Source organism: Sinorhizobium chiapasense (genome assembly GCF_036488675.1).
Classification (GTDB): Bacteria; Pseudomonadota; Alphaproteobacteria; order Rhizobiales; family Rhizobiaceae; genus Sinorhizobium; species Sinorhizobium chiapasense.
In genome coordinates this window covers 1,356,613-1,375,352 of the sequence record NZ_CP133148.1, presented here as the reverse complement: position 1 = coordinate 1,375,352, position 18,740 = coordinate 1,356,613, and the positions used below count along the sequence as shown (strand labels likewise).

Genomic DNA, 18,740 nt, shown 5'->3' with positions numbered 1-18,740 from the left:
GGCAATGCTATAAACAAACTGTCGGCAGAAGCGAGGCAGATCCGCGACGAAAAAGATGATGCCTGTCCCGATCCAGCTTGCATGCCGGATTTTATCACAAAAGACAACAACGGAGCCTTCCATGTCCGCAGAGATCGAAACGCGCCTTGCCGACCTTGGCATCACCCTGCCCCAGGCCGCAGCACCTGCAGCGAACTATGTTCCCTACGTCATCAGCGGCTCGATGCTCTATATTTCCGGGCAGTTGCCTATGGAACGCGGCAACGTTGCCATAACGGGACATGTCGGCAAGGATGTCGATGTCGCGACCGCCCAGCGTGCTGCAGAACTCTGCGCGATCAACATCCTGGCGCAGGCGAAGGCAGCGCTTTCCGGCGACCTCGGGCGCATTCGTCGTCTCGTGAAGATCAACGGCTTTGTCGCATCCGTTCCCGAATTCGCCGAACAACACCTCGTCATCAACGGCGCATCCAACCTGCTCGCCACCGTGCTCGGCGAAGCCGGCAAACATGCGCGAGCAGCGGTGGGCATGGCTGCCCTGCCCTTCAACGCGGCCGTCGAAATCGATGCCGCCATCGAAATCGCCTGATCCGGGGAATCTCATGAAGGATATTTCCTGGCTCAAGGCCCAACCGATCGCCCATCGGGGCTTTCACGACATGAACCGGGAGGTTTGGGAAAATACGCTTTCGGCGTTTTCCCGCGCCGCCGAAGCAGGGTTCGCCATTGAATGCGACCTGCAATATACCGCCGACAGTGTTCCGGTCGTCTTTCATGACGACAACACCGAGCGGCTCTGCGGAATCAAAGGAGACGTCCGGGCAAGGACGGCGGGGGAACTGGGGCTGATGTCGGTCGGCGGCACCAAGGACAAGGTGCCGACGCTGTCGCAGATGCTCCGCCTCGTCGATGGTCGCGTGCCGCTCATCATCGAACTCAAGGGGCGAAGGGACGACGACGAAGGCTTTGCAGCCGCGGTGCTCGATACGCTCGAGGGCTATAAGGGCCACGTGGCGCTGATGAGCTTCGATCATTGGCTGCTCAAGGACCTGAAGGCGCTCGAGGCGCCCTATCCGCTCGGCCTCACGGCAGGGGGCCGCGATCCGGAAACCTTCTTCGTGCACGAGGAGGCGATGCAGCTCGGCCTCGATTTCATCTCCTATTTCTACGGCGATCTGCCGAACCCCTTTATCAGCAAGGAACGTGCGCTCGGACGCACCATCATTACCTGGACAGTGCGCGATCGGCAGGCAGAGGAGTACAGCTTCGCGCATGCCGACCAGATGACGTTCGAGGGTTTCGATCCAAGGGAAACCATGATTTCCTAAGGTCATGACAGACGCCATCAACATCCGCATAGAACACTCTTTCACCTCGATCTCGCCGGCGAACTGGAATCGGCTCGCCGGTGCTTCGAAGGCGAGTACAAGCGTTCCCTACAATCCCTTCCTCTCGCACGCTTATCTGTCGGCGCTGGAGGAATCAGGTTCCGCGACCGCGGAAACGGGATGGCTCGGGCAACACCTGTTGATGGAAGATGCGGATGGTTTCCTGCGCGGCGCCCTTGCGTGCTACATGAAAAGCCACAGCCAGGGCGAATACGTCTTCGACCATGGGTGGGCGGACGCCTTCGAGCGGGCGGGCGGCCGCTATTATCCGAAGCTGCAATCCTCCGTACCCTTCACGCCGGTCACCGGACCGCGCCTGCTTACGACAGAGGGGCGCGATCCGCGTCCGGTTCGCGATGCGCTCGCCGCAGGACTGAAGGAGCTTGCGCGCCGCCACGGCGTCTCCTCGGCTCATGTCACCTTCGTACCGGCCGACGAAATGCCGGCCTTCGAGCGGGCGGGCTTCCTTCATCGAACCGACCAGCAGTTTCATTTCACCAATGAAGGCTACGGATCCTACGACGACTTTCTGGAGACCCTCGCATCCCGAAAGCGCAAGGCGCTGAAAAAGGAACGCCGGACAGCCGTCGAAAACGGCATAACCATCGATTGGTTGACCGGCGGGGACCTGACCGAGGCGATCTGGGACCAGTTCTTCGCCTTCTATATGGATACCGGCGGGCGCAAATGGGGCCGACCCTATCTCACTCGCTCCTTCTATTCGCTGATCGGTGAAAGGATGGCCGACGACATTTTGCTTGTCATGGCCAAGCGCGGCGGCCGCTATATCGCCGGCGCCATCAACTTCATCGGCGGTGACGCACTCTACGGCCGGCACTGGGGCTGTATCGAGGACCACCCGTTCCTGCATTTCGAGGTCTGCTACCACCAGGCGATCGATTTCGCGATAGCCAAGGGGTTGAAGCGCGTCGAGGCGGGGGCGCAGGGAGAGCACAAGCTTGCCCGCGGCTACATGCCCGTCACCACGCATTCGGCGCACTTTATCACTCACCCGGGACTCGCCCGCGCCGTCGCCGATTATCTCGAACGCGAACGCCGCGATGTGGAAGAAACCAGCGAGTTTCTTGCGGAGCACGGACCTTTCCGCAAAGGTGAGCGCTAGCGCGGGATGAGGAAAAGTGTGCGCGGTTTTCCGCCCACATCCCGCTCTAACTTATTAGAATCGATCACGTTTTTGATTTTAGGCCGATTCGACCCAAAATCATCGTGATCTGGGACGACTGACGGGACCCCGGCCGGTGCCGGCGCGACAATACGAGGAAACGAAAATGAGCGCGTATGACACGAACAACATCTTTGCAAAGATCTTGCGGGGCGAAATTCCATCGCACCAGGTCTACGAAGATGATGCCACCGTCGCCTTCATGGATGTGATGCCTCAGGCGGAGGGCCATGTCCTGGTGCTGCCTAAAACCCCTTCGCGCAACATCCTCGACGCCGACGCATCAACGCTGCCCTCGCTGATCGGTACGGTTCAAAAGATTGCCATTGCGGCCAAGGAAGCCTTTGACGCCGACGGCGTGACAATCATGCAGTTCAACGAAGCGCCCGCCGGCCAATCGGTCTTCCATCTGCACTTCCATGTCATCCCGCGCCGCCACGGCATTCCGCTGAAGCCGCATTCCGGCAGTATGGAAGACGGTGCGGTGCTTGCGGCGAACGCGGAAAAGATTCGACAGGCTCTCTGAGGCGGGAGAAGCGGCCTAAAACCCCAGCCACCAGAGTCCGGCGGCGAGTGTCGCGATTGCCGTTGCGATGCCGACCGCCGGCTTTTGACGGGCGAGGAAAAACGCAATTGCGCCAAGCACCACGGCCCCCAGGCGCAGCCACAGAGGTGACTGCTCCAGCACGCCGGTCGGGTAGAGGACAAGCTTCGCGATCACCGCCGCGACCAGCGCCGTCGCCACCGCCCTCACCCAGTTCAACGCCTCGGAATCCTCGCGGAGCCGCTTGCCGGCGAGCACGCCTAGCCATCGCCAAACATCGGTCGCGAGCCAGCCTGCAATCGCAATGAAGATATAGGCCCACCAACCCTCCAGCCACGTCATGCGCCCGCCTCTCGTCGCAAGCGCCAGCGCCGTTCGACGAACCAGGCCAGCGTTCCGCCGCCGACGCCTGCGAGCAGGATGTCGAACTCCGGCAGCAGCCAATAGAAAAGCGGTCCCGCAACGAGGCCGACGACAAGCGCCAGATAGACCACCCGGTGACGCGCCGAACTCCAGATCGAAGTGAGGAAATAGACCGGCGTCAGAAAGAAGAGGCAACCGGCAATGATCGGAGGGAAGTCCGCAACGAGACTATAGACGACCGCCACCAGCGTCATGTTTGCAGCGACGAGCGTGATCCCGAAGCCAGCGAAGAAGGTTGCCCGGTGCGCACGCGGCACCTGCTGTACGTGCTCCATCGCAAACACCCACGCTGTGATCGCGATGAAATGCGACAACACGAGCAGCAGCCATGTCGGCGTCTTCGGCGTGCGCAGTTCCGGGACGAGGGCCGCGACCATCGGCATAAGCCGCACCGACGAGAGCGTCACTGCGAGAAACGCCGTGGCGAGGCTCGCGCCGCTGAGGATCGAACTGACGAGGATAACTTTTGCCGGCAGTGCCCAGACAATACCCGTCATGAACACCACCTGCTCGGGCGGGATGCCGGCCTGTGCAGTCAGCGAGCAAAACCCGACAAAGGAAAGCATCAGGATGATGGCAGGCATGCTGAAAATGCCGCGTGCGCCGGTCAGGAACCAGGCAAGAGATGATCGATCGTCTTCAACGCGTTCCATGAATACCTGCAAGCGACGCTTACTCACCTACAACGCCGCGCATCCGATCAAACGGACAAGGGTCGCTGTAGCACTTCGAATGACTGTAAAACGCGACAGTGCCGGGTGAGCTTCACCCGGCACTGTCTGGTTCAATGGCAATGGCGTTACTTCTTGCGCGGTACCTTGGGAACCGTCCGCCCCTTCAGCGGAGCCGCGCCGGCTTTGCTGTCCTTGGAGGATGCCTTCGCCGCACCCTTCTTTGCCTTTGTCTTCGGCTCGCTGTCGGCGGCAACGGTTTCCTTCTCGTCGCCCTTCTTGGGCTTGGCCCCCTTGCCTGCCGGACGCGAGACTTCAGCCTTCGGCTTGATGGGTGCCGTTTCCGGCACCGCATCAAGGATCAGCCCCTTGCTGCCGTCCTCCTTCGTGCCGATCGTCACCTTGACGACGCCACCCTTCTTCAGCTTGCCGAAGAGGATTTCGTCGGCGAGCGGCTTCTTGATGTTTTCCTGGATGACGCGAGCCAGCGGCCGAGCGCCCATCTTTTCGTCGTATCCCTTCTCGGCGAGCCAGGCGATGGCGTCCGGCGCGAGGTCGAAGGTCACGTTGCGTTCGGCAAGCTGCGTCTCGAGCTGCATGACGAACTTCTGCACGACCTGGTGGATGACCGGCGTCGGCAGCGAGCTGAACGGAATGACCGCATCCAATCGGTTGCGGAATTCCGGCGTAAACAGCCTGTTCAGCGCCTCGATGTCCTCGCCCTCACGCTTCGACGAGCCAAAGCCGATCGCCGGCCGTGCCATATCGGAGGCGCCCGCATTGGTCGTCATAATCAGGATGACGTTGCGGAAGTCGATCTTCTTGCCGTTGTGATCGGTCAGCGAACCATGGTCCATTACCTGCAGGAGGATGTTGAACAGATCCGGATGCGCCTTCTCGATCTCATCGAGCAGCAGCACGCAGTGCGGATGCTGGTCGACGCCGTCGGTCAGGAGACCGCCCTGGTCGAAGCCGACATAGCCGGGAGGTGCCCCGAGCAGCCGCGACACCGTGTGCCGCTCCATGTATTCCGACATGTCGAAACGCAGAAGCTCGACACCGAGCGACGCCGCCAGTTGCTTGGCCACTTCGGTCTTGCCGACACCGGTCGGGCCGGAGAAGACATAGCAGCCGATCGGCTTGTTCGGTTCCCGAAGGCCGGCACGCGCCAGCTTGATCGACGAGGCGAGCGCCTCGATCGCCAGGTCCTGGCCATAGACCACGGACCTCAGCTCCTTCTCGAGGTTGGCGAGAACGGCTTCATCGTCCTTGGAAACGGTCTTCGGCGGAATGCGCGCCATCGTCGCGATCGTCGCCTCGATCTCCTTCTCGGTGATCAGCTTGCGACGCTTGCCAGCGGGGAGCAGCATCTGGGCGGCACCGGACTCGTCGATCACGTCGATCGCTTTATCCGGCAGTTTCCGATCGTTGATGTAGCGGGCGGAAAGCTCGACCGCCGCCTTGATGGCGTCGTTCGAGTATTTGAGGTGATGATAGTCCTCGAAATACGGCTTCAGCCCCCTCATGATCTCGATCGCGTCGGCAATCGTCGGCTCGTTGACGTCGATCTTCTGGAACCGGCGCACAAGTGCGCGATCCTTCTCGAAGAACTGGCGGTATTCCTTGTAGGTCGTCGAACCGATGCAGCGGATCGCCCCCGTGGAGAGCGCCGGCTTCAGAAGGTTGGACGCATCCATCGCGCCGCCCGACGTGGCGCCGGCGCCGATCACGGTGTGGATCTCGTCGATGAAGAGCACGGCGCCCGGATAGTCCTCAAGTTCCTTCACGACCTGCTTCAGGCGCTCCTCGAAGTCACCGCGGTAGCGCGTTCCAGCAAGCAGCGTTCCCATGTCGAGCGAGAAGATCGTGGCGTCCTCGAGCGCCTCGGGCACCTTCTTTTCGACGATGCGCTTGGCAAGGCCCTCGGCAATCGCCGTCTTGCCGACGCCAGGGTCGCCGACATAGAGCGGGTTGTTCTTGGACCTACGGCAAAGCACCTGGATCGTGCGATTGACCTCGGCATGCCGGCCGATCAGCGGATCGATCTTTCCGGACTTCGCCTTCTCGTTGAGGTTCACGCAGTAGGCGGTCAGCGCGTCCTGTTGTTTCTTCGGACCGGCCTCATCGCTTTCGCGGGGCGCCTTCTGCTCGGAGTCCTGATCTTCGGCGCCGCGCACCGGCCGCGATTCGGAGCTCCCCGGTCGCTTGCCGATGCCATGGGAAATGAAATTGACCGCGTCGTAGCGGGTCATCTCCTGCTCCTGGAGGAAATAGGCGGCGTGGCTTTCGCGCTCGGCGAAGATCGCCACCAGCACGTTGGCGCCCGTCACTTCCTCCCTGCCGGAGGATTGCACGTGGATGACCGCACGCTGGATCACGCGTTGAAAGCCGGCGGTCGGCTTGGAGTCTTCGTCATAGCCTGTGACAAGATTCGACAGTTCGTTGTCGACATAGTCCGTCACGGTCTTGCGAAGCGCTTCGAGATTTACGTTGCACGCGCCCATCACCGCAGCCGCATCGGCATCGTCGATCAATGCCAGTAGCAGGTGCTCGAGCGTCGCATATTCATGGTGGCGCTCGTTGGCAAAAGTCAGTGCCTGATGCAGCGCCTTTTCGAGGCTGGGCGAAAATGTTGGCACGTTAGTTCCTCATTTCTTTTCCATGACGCATTGCAACGGATGCTGGTGCTGCCTGGCGAAATCCATCACCTGCGTCACCTTGGTTTCGGCGACTTCGTAGGTGAAGACGCCGCACTCTCCCACACCGTGGTTGTGGACGTGGAGCATGATGCGGGTCGCTTCTTCCCGATCCTTCTGGAAGAAGCGCTCCAGAATATGGATGACGAATTCCATCGGCGTGTAATCGTCATTCAAAAGCAGAACGCGATACAAACTCGGCTTTTTGGTCTTCTGCTTGGTGCGCGTGATAACGGAGGTGCCACGACTGGCGCCGCCTCCGTCTCCTTCGCTTCCCTGCTGCATCCGGACCGGCATGGCGATCATTCTTGTTCATTCCTCGTACAGCCGCGCTTCCAACGAACGTGGCTGCGGCATGCTTGTCCTTATCTAATGGTTCGTTTCTGAATTTTAAGGCCGAACCAACGCACTGCAATCATATTCGCACGGCGAAACACAAGATTGATCAACTTTCTTCGGTCACAAGCGGCAGTATTTCGAAACGCAAGAAGGCCGGCCGCGGCAACCGCGACCGGCCCTCTTGCGATGGCGATGGTCCTTGTCGTCAGGCCGCGGCGGCAGACTTGACTGCTGCGGTCGCCTTGGCGACCGGCGCCTCGTAAGGCTTATAGGCATCCTTGGCGAGATCGGCATACATCTCGCCGATCTTCGTTGCCTCTGCCACAAAGCCTTCGTAGCTTGCCTTCACATAATTGGTTTGAAGCTCGAAAGCAGCTTCCATGCTCTTGGCATTGGTAAGCTTTTCGAAATGGGCAATTCCGTCTTCGAAGGACTTCTTCGAATAGTCCGCTGCTTCCGTCGCAATGGCCTGGAAACCCTTGGTCAGGGCCGAATAGCTTTTGACAGCGACATCAATAGCTTCTTTGCTTTTCTTGTTGGCATCGTCGAAGTTAAACATCGGGGTGTCTCCTTTAGACGGCTTAACTGCTTGTCAGTCTATGTGCGGTGCACAAAAAGTCAAGTTCTGTGTGCAACGCAATAAAACACTGTTCTTGCAACGACTTGATGAAAATCCGCAGCTAATCCTGCGATTTTTTTTCGCGCGGGCGCATTAATATGACTTTTAATGAAAAACCCGGCCTGATCGCTCAGAACCGGGTCGAAAGATCGACGGATAATCTTAATCTCACAGATCGATGTCGAGAATTGCCATCGAGAAATTGTACGAAAGCTCCCCATCCTCTTCGTCACGGAAAACGACACCGAGAAATTCGTCGCCGAGATAGACCTCCGCGGACTCGTCCTTCTTCGGCCGCGCCTTGACGACCATCGACTGGTTGAAGGTGCGCTTGAAATAGGCTTCAAGCTTTCGGATCTCTTCGGGCTTCAAATCTTCTCTCCGTAGATGTTTGATTTGCGGCGCTTCTCGCATGCGGAATTACCAAGTGTAAACCCACTTGAGTGCCGGACGTCCCCTTCAGATTAGCGAAGTCATCTTATCGTTTTGAATTTCTGTCCGATTTTCTGCAAAGCGCGAACTCGACGCGGGCGGAAAACCGCCCGCACGGTCGTCATGCCGCCTAATCGCATCCGGTCGCCGGAATTTGCGAGGCGCGGCAGCGCCGGCGCTCAGATGTCGAAACTGGCCAGGATCTGGTCCATCTGGCGCGACGGCTCGGAACATCCAGCCTCGCCGACGACCTTTGCCGGAACGCCTGCCACAGTTGTCTTTGGAGGTACCGGCTTCAGGACCACTGAGCCAGCCGCAACGCGCGAGCAATGCCCGATGTGGATGTTGCCGAGTATCTTTGCGCCCGCGCCAATCAACACGCCGTCACCGATCTTGGGATGGCGATCGCTGCCCTCCTTGCCGGTGCCGCCGAGTGTCACCCCATGCAGGATCGACACATTGTCACCGATGGTTGCCGTTTCACCGACCACCAGCCCGGTTGCGTGATCAAGGAAGATGCCGCGCCCGATTCGGGCGGCAGGGTTGATGTCGGTCTGATAAACGCTCGAGGAACGGCTCTGCAGATACAACGCGAAATCCTTCCGTCCGCGCTTCCACAGCCAGTGGGCAAGGCGATGCGTCTGGATTGCGTGGAATCCCTTGAAATAGAGCACGGGTTCGATGAACCGCGTGCACGCCGGATCACGATCATAGACGGCCTGGATGTCGACGCGAAGGATCGTGCCCCATTCAGGCCAGTCCTCCAGCATTTCGGAAAAGGTCTGGTGGAGCAGATTTGCCTGCAGGTCCGGATGATCCAGCCGTTCGCAGATCCGGTAAATCACAGCCTCTTCGAGGGAGTGCTGATTGACAACGGTCGAATACAAGAACGCTGCCAACATCGGATCCCGCTCGGCAGCGACGCGGGCTTCCTCGCGCAGGCTGTCCCAGATGGGGTCTATCGCCTTGAACGATTCCGTATGGCGCAGTTCGGTCTTGGCGACCATAGTCGCTCTCCCTTTCATGATCGATCAATTATTCGAATATAGGGTAATTCCCGGTCGACATAAATGGGTGCGCCACATTTCAGCCACGAGTCGTGGAACGGCTTTACGCTCGCCCAACCTCGCCAAGGAATTCGAGCACGGCGTTCTTGAACACCCGGTCGCCGACCGCCAGCATATGGTCGCGCCCAGGAATGTCGAGCGCCTTTGCCTTCGGCATAAGCGCTGCAAGTTCCTGCGCCGATCCGGCAATCTCGTCCTTCGTACCGACACCGATCAGTACCGGCACGTCGATGCGGGCCACATCTTCGGGCGACAGAAGATCGCGCGAGGTGGAAATGCAAGCCGCTAGCGCCTGGCGATCGCTCTTGGTCTGATCGGCAAAAGCGCGAAACATTCGTCCGCGCGGATGCGTCACGCTCTCCAGCGACGGCGCAAGCAGCGCGTCGGCGATAGGGTCCCAGTCTCCGACCCCGGTCACCATGCCTATACCGAGGCCGCCAAACACAAGCGAGCGCACGCGATCGGGATGTGCCAGCGCCAGGAATGCCGAAATGCGCGCGCCCATCGAATAGCCCATGACATGCGCTTCGCCGATCCCGAGATGCGCAAGAAGTGCCGCAGCGTCCCCTGCCATCTGTTGCGGATGGTAGAGCGAAGGATCGTAAGGCTTGCTGCTCTTTCCATGGCCGCGATTGTCCAGCGCGATAACCCGGTAGCCGGCATCGCCCAGCGTCTTCAACCAACCCGGATACACCCAGTTGACATTGGCGCTCGAAGCGAAACCGTGAATGAGCAGGATGGGATCTCCCGATGGGTCGCCTTCGTCGAAAAAGGCGATCTCCAGTCCCTCATGCACGAAGCGCGTAAATGGCGGCGGGGTCAGATCCATGTTTCATTTCCTGAAGGGTGTTCTGTTTTTGGCGCAAACTAGGTTGTAACGCCGTCGCTTGAAACCCCCGGGCCTTCAAAAACCCACAGGCGCGGCATGTTTGCCGCTACACATTTGCGGCAAAGCTCACTATGGTGCCGCCAAATTTATAATCCAAAGACTTGCATTCAGCGGAGCATGACATGGCCGGCCACAGCATCCCCCATTTTCAGAATGACGGCGGACACCAGGCGATCGAAATCGGCGTCAAGGAATTCATGTGCACGGGCGCATCCGTTCCCTTCGACCACCCCCACATCTTCATCGACATGGGCGACGACAACGAGAAGGTCTGCTCCTATTGTTCGACGCTCTATCGCTACAACCCTTCGCTGAAGGCAACGGAGACAAACCCTCCGGGATGCCTCTTCACCAGCAAGGCGGCCTAAGTCGTCGCAGCTTAGCGGTACGAGATCGATGCAACACGCTGGTCCGGTCGCGATTGTCGGGGCCGGTATCGCCGGCCTGACGGCGGCTCTCTGTCTCGCCCGGCAGGGTTTCGAGACGGAAATATTCGAACAGGCCGACTCCTTGAAAGAGGTGGGCGCCGGGCTGCAATTGTCGCCGAACGCGTCACGTGTTCTGATCGATCTCGGCCTGCTCCCTGCCCTTGAAGCTGTCTGGAGCGAGCCGGATTCGGTCGCACTTCTCGACGGCCGTTCGCTGCGCTCGCTCGCAAGCGTGCCGGCCGCCTCCTTCGCCCGCAACCGCTGGGCGGCTCCCTATGGTGTCCTGCACCGCGCCAGCCTGCAAAAGATCCTATTGGACGCAGTTGCAGCCGAACCACGCTGCCGCGTTCACCTCGGATTCCGGATCGAGAGCGACCCGGAAGCGGCAATCGATCGCGCGATGGCACGACGCCCGTCGGTAATCGTCGGCGCCGATGGGATCTGGTCACGCACAAGAACGTCCATCGCCGGCGCCGGCCCCGTACAGTTCTCGGGCAACATCGCCTGGCGCCTGATGGTGCCGCGCGCGGAGGTGACCGCGCCTCTGTCTGAGGACCGTGTCACCGCCTTTCTCGGCGCGAATGCGCATCTCGTCGCCTATCCGATCAAGGAAGTCGGCGCCTTCAACCTGGTGGCGATCGTCGAGGGCAAGGCAGGCGACAGCGTGTGGATCGGCAAGGATTCCGAGGAGAGACGGCGTGAGCTTGCAGCAGCCTTCGACGGCTGGCATCCCAAGCTGCGCGCGCTGCTCACGAACGCGACCGCAGCGAGCTACTGGCCCTTGTGCACCGTCGGGGACGGTGCATGGCACGACGGGACGAGAACCATCCTCATCGGCGACGCAGCCCATGCGATGACGCCATTTGCCGCCCAGGGCGCCGCGATGGCGATCGAGGATGCCCGGGAACTCGCGCGCTGCCTCGCCGAAAGCCAGGATGTCCCCTCCGCATTTGCCGGATTTGATCGCGCGCGAAGGTCGCGGATCGATCGCGTGCGAAAGCGGGCCGCCTTCAACCGGTTCGCCTATCACGCCCGGGGGCCGGTCCGTCTCGGCCGTGATCTGGTCCTCGCGCTCAAGGGGCCCGAATCGCTCGCCGCCGACTTCGACTGGCTTTACGGCTACGGTGCCCCGGAACGCTGAACTGTTAGACAGCGTTGGCGGCAGCGAAGCCTGCTTCGATGTCGCGACGGATATCCGGAACGTCTTCCAGCCCGATCTGCAATCGGATCACCGGCCCTTCCGACGGAGCCTTCGCCACCTTGCGGTCGGACAGGTTGACGTGAACGGCGAGGCTTTCGAAGCCGCCCCAGGAGTAGCCGAGGCCGAAGAGCGACAGCGCATCCAGGAAGGCATGGGCCTTGGCACGGAACAATTCGGGGCTGTCGGCCTTCAGCACGAAGGAGAAGATCCCGCTCGCCCCGCCGAAGTCGCGCTTCCAGAGGTCGTAACCCGGAAAGCTCGGCAGCGCCGGATGCAGCACGCGCGCAACCTCGTCGCGGCTCTCCAGCCACTCTGCGATCGCCAGCGCACTCGCCTGATGCCGTTCCAGGCGAATCCCCATCGTGCGCAGGCCTCTGAGAATCTGGTAGCTGTCGTCCGGCGATACGCAAACGCCGAGCGTGACCATCGCCTCGGTCAGCGCCGGCCAATGGGCGACGTTGGCCGACACGGTTCCGAACAGCACGTCCGAATGGCCAGACGGATATTTCGTGGCCGCATGGATCGAAACATCGACGCCATGATCGAGCGGGCGGAAATAAACCGGCGTCGCCCAGGTATTGTCCATCGTCACGACGCATCCGTGGCGGTGCGCCGCGGCTGCGATCGCGCGGATGTCCTGCATTTCGAACGTATTCGAGCCTGGCGCCTCGGTATGCACCAGGCGCGTGTTCGGCCGGATCAGGCTTTCAATGCCGGCACCGATCATCGGATCGTAGTATTCGACGGTGACGCCGAGGCGCTTCAGCATCGTGTCGCAGAAATGCCGCGTCGGGAAATAGACCGAATCAACGATGAGCGCGTGGTCCCCGGCCGACAGATAGGTCAGGAACGGTACCGTGACCGCCGCCAGGCCCGAGGGCACGAGAATCGTTCCGGCAGCGCCCTCGAGCTCATTGATCGCCTCGCAAAGCGCATCGGTCGTCGGCGTGCCGCGCGTTCCGTAAGTATATTTCTGCGCCCGGCTTTCCATGGTCCTGGCGTTCGGAAACAGCACGGTGGAAGCGTGCACCACCGGCGGGTTGACGAAACCGTGGAAGTCCGAGGGGTTGTTGCCAGTGTGCGCCAGACGGGTGTTGATGCCCGATTCCTTGAGCGCGCTGATCTTGTCTGCCATTGAAAAATCCGCTGTTTAAATTCGACGCTAACTCATCGAACGCGGCACCCGCCGGGTCAAGGGAAAATTCCTGTGAACGGCGAGGTCTCTGCAAAATGCCGGACTGGCCGTTTTTTGTTCAAAGAAAACGATTTTCTGGCAAGAAACTGCCTAAACTTCTGGCGAAGTTCGGGTTTTTCACATGCAAAATCAGAAAATCGGCAACATCTCTTGACCCTTGTGGATTTTGAGCATGAGATAGATTGCACTCACGCCAGGAGGGTGGCGGAGGCTGCACGCGCCTACGGAGCGCGCCTGTGCAGACGGGAACAAACGACAACCGAAAAGGTTCAAAAAAATGGCAAGAAGAATTCTGACAGCCCTTGTTGGCGCTGCTGTCATGGGGATTGGCGCAAATGCGGCATCTGCGGCAACCCTTGATGACGTGAAGGCCAAGGGCTTCGTCCAGTGCGGCGTGAACACGGGTCTCGCCGGCTTCGCCGCACCCGATGCTTCGGGTAACTGGGCTGGTTTCGACGTAGATTATTGCAAGGCGATCGCGGCGGCCGTTTTTGGTGACGGCAGCAAGGTGAAGTACACGCCGACCTCCGCAAAGGAGCGTTTCCCGGCGCTGCAGTCCGGCGAAGTCGACCTCCTGGCGCGCAACACGACCTGGACGATCAACCGCGACACGGCGCTCGGCTTCAACTTCCGCCCGGTCAACTATTACGACGGCCAGGGCTTCATGGTGCGCAAGGAACTCAACGTGAAGTCCGCGCTCGAACTCTCCGGCGCCGCCGTCTGCGTCCAGACCGGCACGACGACCGAGTTGAACCTCGCCGACTACTTCAAGTCGAACAACCTGCAGTACAATCCGGTGGTCTTCGAGAAGCTCGAAGAGGTGGACGCGGCTTATGACGCGGGCCGTTGCGACGTCTACACGACCGACCAGTCCGGTCTGTATGCACTGCGCCTGACGCTCTCGAAGCCGGACGATCACGTGATCCTGCCGGAAATCATCTCCAAGGAGCCGCTTGGCCCGGCCGTCCGCCAGGGTGACGACCAGTGGTTCGATATCGTGAGCTGGGTTCACTTCGCGCTGTTACAGGCCGAGGAATTCGGCGTCACCCAGGCGAACGTCGAAGAAATGAAGAAGTCGACCAACCCTGACGTACAGCGCTTCCTCGGCGTCGAAGCCGACAGCAAGATCGGTACAGACCTCGGCCTCACCAACGAGTGGGCCGTCAACGTCATCAAGGCCGTCGGCAACTACGGCGAAATCTTCGATCGCAACATCGGCGCCGGCAGCCCGCTGAAGATCGAGCGCGGCCTGAACGCGCTCTGGAACAAGGGCGGCATCCAGTACGCTCCGCCGGTTCGCTGATCGCTCTCACGATCTCGGAGGAGTGGCAAGCCGCTCCTCCGTTTTAAGAATAAGAACGCCCGGCAAGGGCGGATTGGGGAAAGAGGCATTGCATGGCCATTGGCGTCACGAATGCGCCTGACAAAAGCAAATCCTCGGGATCGATCATCAACGATCCTCAGGTGCGCGGAATATTCTACCAGGCGATCACCATCATCATACTCGCGGCTCTCGTCTACTGGATCGTCGATAACACGGTCGAGAACCTGAGGCGTGCAAATATCGCATCCGGCTACGGCTTCCTGAACAGCCGGTCGGGGTTCGATGTCGGACAGTCGCTGATCGCCTTCACGAGCGATTCCAGTTACGGCCGCGCACTGGTTGTCGGTTTCGTCAACACACTGCTGGTGGCGATTACCGGTATCGTCACCGCGACGATCATCGGCTTCGTCGTCGGCATCGGACGCCTTTCGCACAACTGGATCATCGCCAAGCTGTCGCTTGCCTATGTCGAGGTGTTCCGCAACATCCCGCCGCTGCTTGTCATCTTCTTCTGGTACAGCGGCGTTCTGGCGATCCTGCCGCAGGCGCGGGACGCGCTCGCCCTGCCCCTCAATATCTTTGTGAGCAATCGCGGCGTGGCCTTCCCGAGACCCATCCTCGGAGAAGGGTCTCAATATACGATCCTCGCGTTCCTTATTGCTGTTGCTGCGAGCTTTCTCGTCGCGCGGTATGCCAGGCAGCGACAAGCAGCGACCGGGCAGCGCTTTCCGGTGTTGTGGACGGTGCTCGGGTTGGTCATCGGCCTGCCGCTGGTCACGTTCCTCGCCACCGGCGCACCGCTCACGTTCGACGTCCCGATTGCGGGCAAATTCAACCTGACGGGCGGCTCTGTCGTCGGGCCGGAATTCATGGCCCTTTACCTCGCTCTGTCCTTCTACACCGCTGCCTTCATCGCCGAGATCGTGCGGGCCGGGATCCGCGGCGTTTCAAAGGGGCAGACAGAAGCGGCCCATGCACTTGGCATCCGCCCGAGGCTGACAACGCGGCTCGTCATCGTGCCGCAGGCAATGCGGATCATCATCCCGCCATTGACCAGTCAGTATCTCAACCTCACCAAGAACTCTTCGTTGGCGGTTGCCGTCGGCTATGCGGATCTCGTCGCCGTCGGCGGTACGATCCTCAACCAGACCGGACAGTCTATCGAAGTGGTCAGCATCTGGCTCATCGTCTATCTCAGCTTGAGCCTTGCGACGTCGCTGTTCATGAACTGGTACAACGCCCGTATGGCGCTGGTGGAGAGGTGAGATCATGAGCACACACGAAGCAAGTTTCGTTCGCGCTTCGATGGTCGAAGCCTCACCCGCCCCGGCGCTGGAGACCGGCATTGCGCTTTGGCTCAGGAAGAACCTCTTCGCCACGCCGAAGGACACGATCCTGACGATCATCAGCCTGCTCATCCTGGCATGGCTGGTGCCGCCGGCGATTAAGTGGCTCTTCATTGACGCGGCCTGGACGGGCGGCGGTCGCGGTGTCTGCGCCACCCTTGCGCAAGGCGGCTCGCAGCCGGAAGATTGGAGCGGTGCCTGCTGGGCTTTCGTCAATGCCAAGTTCGGACAGTTCGTCTTCGGTCGCTATCCGCTCGATGAACGGTGGCGCCCGGCGCTCGTCGGCATACTTTTCGTGCTGTTCCTAGTGCCGATGCTGATCCCGAAGGTTCCCTACAAGGGGTTGAACGCTGTTCTGCTGCTGGTCGTCCTGCCGATCATCGCCACCATCCTGCTGCCCGGCGGCTGGCTTGGCCTCGCGCACGTCGAGACACCGCTGTGGGGTGGCCTCATGGTCACCCTCGCGCTCTCGTTTGTCGGGATTGCGGTATCACTGCCGTTGGGCATTCTGCTCGCGCTCGGGCGGCGATCCAACATGCCGGTGATCAAGATGCTCTGCACCGCCTTCATCGAAATGGTGCGCGGCGTTCCGCTGATTACGGTTCTGTTCATGGCAAGCGTGATGCTGCCGCTGTTCCTGCCGCAGGGCGTCACCTTCGACAAGTTCCTGCGCGCGCTCATCGGTGTGTCGCTCTTCGCGTCCGCCTACATGGCGGAAGTCGTGCGCGGCGGCCTGCAGGCCATTCCGAAGGGTCAATTCGAGGGTGCCGATTCGCTCGGCCTCAGCTATTGGCAGAAGATGAACCTCATCATTCTGCCGCAGGCGCTGAAGCTGGTGATTCCCGGCATCGTCAACACCTTCATCGGCCTGTTCAAGGACACGTCGCTCGTCTCGATCATCGGCATGTTCGACTTGCTTGGGATCGTCAAACTGAACTTTGCCGATACAAACTGGTCGAGCGCTGTAACACCGCTGACGGGTCTAATCTTCGCAGGCTTCGTATTCTGGCTTTTCTGCTTCGGCATGTCGCGCTATTCAGGCTTCATGGAACGCGTGCTCGACAAGAGCCAACGATAAAAAGGGGAAACAAATGGCAAACACTGCCGCCGCGTCGAAAATGACCGTGTCCACCACGGATGTTGCGATTGAAATTACCAACATGAACAAGTGGTACGGTGACTTCCACGTGTTGCGCGACATCAATCTCAAGGTGATGCGCGGCGAGCGCATCGTCATTGCCGGCCCGTCGGGCTCCGGCAAATCGACGATGATTCGCTGCATCAATCGCCTTGAGGAGCACCAGAAGGGCAAGATCGTCGTCGATGGAATCGAACTCACCAACGACCTGAAAAAGATCGATGAAGTGCGCCGGGAAGTCGGCATGGTTTTCCAGCACTTCAACCTGTTTCCGCATCTGACGATCCTCGAAAACTGCACGCTTGCACCGATCTGGGTGCGCAAGATGCCGAAGAAACAGGCCGAGGAAATCGCGATGCATTTCCTCAGACGCGTCAAGATTCCCGAGCAGGCACACAAGTATCCTGGCCAGCTTTCGGGCGGTCAGCAGCAGCGTGTGGCGATTGCACGCTCGCTGTGCATGAATCCGAAGATCATGCTTTTCGACGAGCCGACTTCGGCGCTCGACCCGGAAATGATCAAGGAAGTGCTGGACACCATGGTCGGCCTCGCCGAGGAAGGCATGACGATGCTCTGCGTGACCCATGAAATGGGCTTTGCGCGTCAGGTCGCCAACCGCGTGATCTTCATGGACCAGGGCCAGATCGTCGAACAGAACTCGCCGGCCGAATTCTTCGACCATCCGCAGCACGAGCGCACCAAGCTGTTCCTGAGTCAGATCCTGCACTGACATCGACGATATGAGTCGAACGAGAACGGCCCGCCAACACCTGGCGGGCCGTTCTCGTTTCATTGTCGCCACACGGCCCTCGCCATGGGCGTCGGACTGCAGCGCAAGGCACGCCATCTCCGCTCTGTCGAACTTGCCTTCGGGCGTGAATTTGGTGATTACTGCCGGAAATACTCCGCGCCAGAGGCCTCCTCGGCTCTGATATATCAGCTTGCTTGCTACCCTTTCCAATCTGTGCCAATCTCTGATATATCAGAAACTGCGGGATGCATATGCTAGTCCAGTCCCAGGCCCACCTCGCCTATCTCGCGCTCGAACGCCTCATCGTCACGCTGAAGCTCAAGCCCGGATCACTCGTTACCGAGCGCCAACTCATCGAACTTGCCGAGCATGGCCGCACCCCCGTCCGAGAAGCGATCCAAAAACTGGCCTGGCAAGGGCTCATCGACATTCGTGCTCGAGTGGGACTGCAGATCACGACGATCCGGCCGGAGGATCGTGCCCATGTGATGGAGACGCGCCAACGGCTGGAGCCGCTGGCAGCCGCCCTTGTGGCACAGAACGCGTCCCCCGAGATTCGCCAGGCGATCAACGGCTGCGAGTGGGCGATGACAACGTGTTCGGATCAAGGGGACATGGAGGGTTTCCTCGTCGCCGACAAGATGTTCGACGAGATCATGGAAGACGCCTGTCCGAACCGATTTTTGACGGCGGCGCTCGCACCGTTGCAGACCCACGCGCGCCGCATATGGTTCGCGTCGGCCGCACCGGAAAAAATGAAGGCATCGGTAGAGCGCCACGTCAGGGTGATGCGCGCGATTCAGGCGGCGGACGGCGACGGCGCCGCTGATGCTATGTGCGGATTGATGGATTATCTGGCGAAGGCTTGATGTCGTCTACGGCTCAAGCCTTCGACAACAGGCCGCCGATCTTCAGCCCCGCATATGCTGGCCGAAGACCGATTTTGGCGGCCGCCCGGCTGCGCGGCGCCGCAGCGCTCTTGAGGTGATCCATGAGGACCCCGACATCGCGCGCTGGCAACAGTTTCAGATCACCCTTGCAGCGCGCGGCCCCACGGACGTGAACCCCGGGGGCACAAACGAAGAGAGGCGCATCCGGAGACACGC

Annotated in this window: 20 protein-coding genes; 11 read left to right on the top strand and 9 right to left on the bottom strand. The window is 60.3% G+C overall.

The window, feature by feature from the left end:
* Positions 1-121 precede the first annotated feature (121 nt).
* The 4 genes from RB548_RS06660 (at position 122) to RB548_RS06645 (ending at position 3,097) form a co-directional block, all read left to right on the top strand.
* A complete protein-coding gene (locus RB548_RS06660) occupies positions 122-589 on the top strand; it encodes a RidA family protein (RefSeq protein ID WP_331374182.1) in 468 nt (155 codons plus the stop codon).
* A gap of 13 nt (positions 590-602) precedes the next feature.
* Complete coding sequence (locus tag RB548_RS06655) at positions 603-1,328, top strand: glycerophosphodiester phosphodiesterase (RefSeq protein ID WP_331374181.1); 726 nt, start codon at positions 603-605, stop codon at positions 1,326-1,328.
* 4 nt (positions 1,329-1,332) lie between these two features.
* Positions 1,333-2,511 (top strand): GNAT family N-acetyltransferase, encoded by a 1,179-nt coding sequence (locus RB548_RS06650; RefSeq protein ID WP_331374180.1) that lies wholly within the window; start codon positions 1,333-1,335, stop codon positions 2,509-2,511.
* Positions 2,512-2,677: 166 nt separating this feature from the next.
* On the top strand, positions 2,678-3,097 hold the full coding sequence (locus RB548_RS06645) for an HIT family protein (protein ID WP_331374179.1): 420 nt from the start codon (positions 2,678-2,680) through the stop codon (positions 3,095-3,097).
* A gap of 15 nt (positions 3,098-3,112) precedes the next feature.
* Here the strand turns inward: RB548_RS06645 and RB548_RS06640 are convergent, their stop codons facing one another.
* The 8 genes from RB548_RS06640 to RB548_RS06605 all read right to left on the bottom strand — a co-directional run bounded on the left by RB548_RS06640 (position 3,113) and on the right by RB548_RS06605 (position 10,191).
* A complete protein-coding gene (locus tag RB548_RS06640; protein WP_331374178.1) occupies positions 3,113-3,457 on the bottom strand; it encodes an AzlD domain-containing protein in 345 nt (114 codons plus the stop codon).
* Positions 3,454-4,191, bottom strand: coding sequence for an AzlC family ABC transporter permease (locus RB548_RS06635; RefSeq protein ID WP_331374177.1), 738 nt, complete (start codon positions 4,189-4,191; stop codon positions 3,454-3,456). The genes RB548_RS06640 and RB548_RS06635 overlap by 4 nt, the downstream gene beginning before the upstream one ends.
* Before the next feature lie 146 nt (positions 4,192-4,337).
* Entirely contained in the window at positions 4,338-6,848 is a 2,511-nt protein-coding gene (gene clpA, locus RB548_RS06630) for an ATP-dependent Clp protease ATP-binding subunit ClpA (RefSeq protein WP_331374176.1), read from the bottom strand.
* Between the two features lie 9 nt (positions 6,849-6,857).
* Complete coding sequence (gene clpS, locus RB548_RS06625; protein WP_331374175.1) at positions 6,858-7,211, bottom strand: ATP-dependent Clp protease adapter ClpS; 354 nt, start codon at positions 7,209-7,211, stop codon at positions 6,858-6,860.
* A gap of 238 nt (positions 7,212-7,449) precedes the next feature.
* Positions 7,450-7,803 (bottom strand): phasin family protein, encoded by a 354-nt coding sequence (locus RB548_RS06620; protein WP_331374174.1) that lies wholly within the window; start codon positions 7,801-7,803, stop codon positions 7,450-7,452.
* Between the two features lie 228 nt (positions 7,804-8,031).
* Complete coding sequence (locus RB548_RS06615) at positions 8,032-8,235, bottom strand: DUF3126 family protein (protein WP_034854672.1); 204 nt, start codon at positions 8,233-8,235, stop codon at positions 8,032-8,034.
* A gap of 239 nt (positions 8,236-8,474) precedes the next feature.
* The gene (gene cysE / locus RB548_RS06610; protein WP_283964354.1) at positions 8,475-9,302 is read right to left on the bottom strand and encodes a serine O-acetyltransferase; all 828 of its coding nucleotides are present in this window, start codon (positions 9,300-9,302) and stop codon (positions 8,475-8,477) included.
* A gap of 103 nt (positions 9,303-9,405) precedes the next feature.
* The gene (locus RB548_RS06605) at positions 9,406-10,191 is read right to left on the bottom strand and encodes an alpha/beta fold hydrolase (protein WP_331374173.1); all 786 of its coding nucleotides are present in this window, start codon (positions 10,189-10,191) and stop codon (positions 9,406-9,408) included.
* 182 nt (positions 10,192-10,373) lie between these two features.
* Here RB548_RS06605 and RB548_RS06600 point away from each other — a divergent pair, with 182 nt between their 5' ends.
* Both RB548_RS06600 and RB548_RS06595 read left to right on the top strand, forming a co-directional pair.
* Positions 10,374-10,619 carry a zinc-finger domain-containing protein gene (locus RB548_RS06600; protein ID WP_180940950.1) on the top strand — a complete coding sequence of 82 codons (246 nt, stop codon included), beginning with the start codon at positions 10,374-10,376 and terminating at the stop codon, positions 10,617-10,619.
* A gap of 28 nt (positions 10,620-10,647) precedes the next feature.
* The gene (locus RB548_RS06595) at positions 10,648-11,820 is read left to right on the top strand and encodes an FAD-dependent monooxygenase (protein ID WP_331374172.1); all 1,173 of its coding nucleotides are present in this window, start codon (positions 10,648-10,650) and stop codon (positions 11,818-11,820) included.
* 4 nt (positions 11,821-11,824) lie between these two features.
* Here the strand turns inward: RB548_RS06595 and RB548_RS06590 are convergent, their stop codons facing one another.
* Entirely contained in the window at positions 11,825-13,015 is a 1,191-nt protein-coding gene (locus tag RB548_RS06590) for a cystathionine beta-lyase (protein WP_331374171.1), read from the bottom strand.
* A gap of 337 nt (positions 13,016-13,352) precedes the next feature.
* Between RB548_RS06590 and RB548_RS06585 the strand changes: the two genes are divergently transcribed.
* From RB548_RS06585 to RB548_RS06565, 5 genes are all read left to right on the top strand, one after another.
* Complete coding sequence (locus tag RB548_RS06585; RefSeq protein WP_331374170.1) at positions 13,353-14,378, top strand: amino acid ABC transporter substrate-binding protein; 1,026 nt, start codon at positions 13,353-13,355, stop codon at positions 14,376-14,378.
* 92 nt (positions 14,379-14,470) lie between these two features.
* Positions 14,471-15,664, top strand: coding sequence for an amino acid ABC transporter permease (locus RB548_RS06580; RefSeq protein WP_331374169.1), 1,194 nt, complete (start codon positions 14,471-14,473; stop codon positions 15,662-15,664).
* A gap of 4 nt (positions 15,665-15,668) precedes the next feature.
* Positions 15,669-16,823 carry an amino acid ABC transporter permease gene (locus RB548_RS06575; protein ID WP_331374168.1) on the top strand — a complete coding sequence of 385 codons (1,155 nt, stop codon included), beginning with the start codon at positions 15,669-15,671 and terminating at the stop codon, positions 16,821-16,823.
* A gap of 13 nt (positions 16,824-16,836) precedes the next feature.
* The gene (locus RB548_RS06570) at positions 16,837-17,613 is read left to right on the top strand and encodes an amino acid ABC transporter ATP-binding protein (RefSeq protein WP_331374167.1); all 777 of its coding nucleotides are present in this window, start codon (positions 16,837-16,839) and stop codon (positions 17,611-17,613) included.
* 272 nt (positions 17,614-17,885) lie between these two features.
* Positions 17,886-18,503, top strand: coding sequence for a GntR family transcriptional regulator (locus tag RB548_RS06565; protein WP_331374900.1), 618 nt, complete (start codon positions 17,886-17,888; stop codon positions 18,501-18,503).
* Positions 18,504-18,740 lie beyond the last annotated feature (237 nt).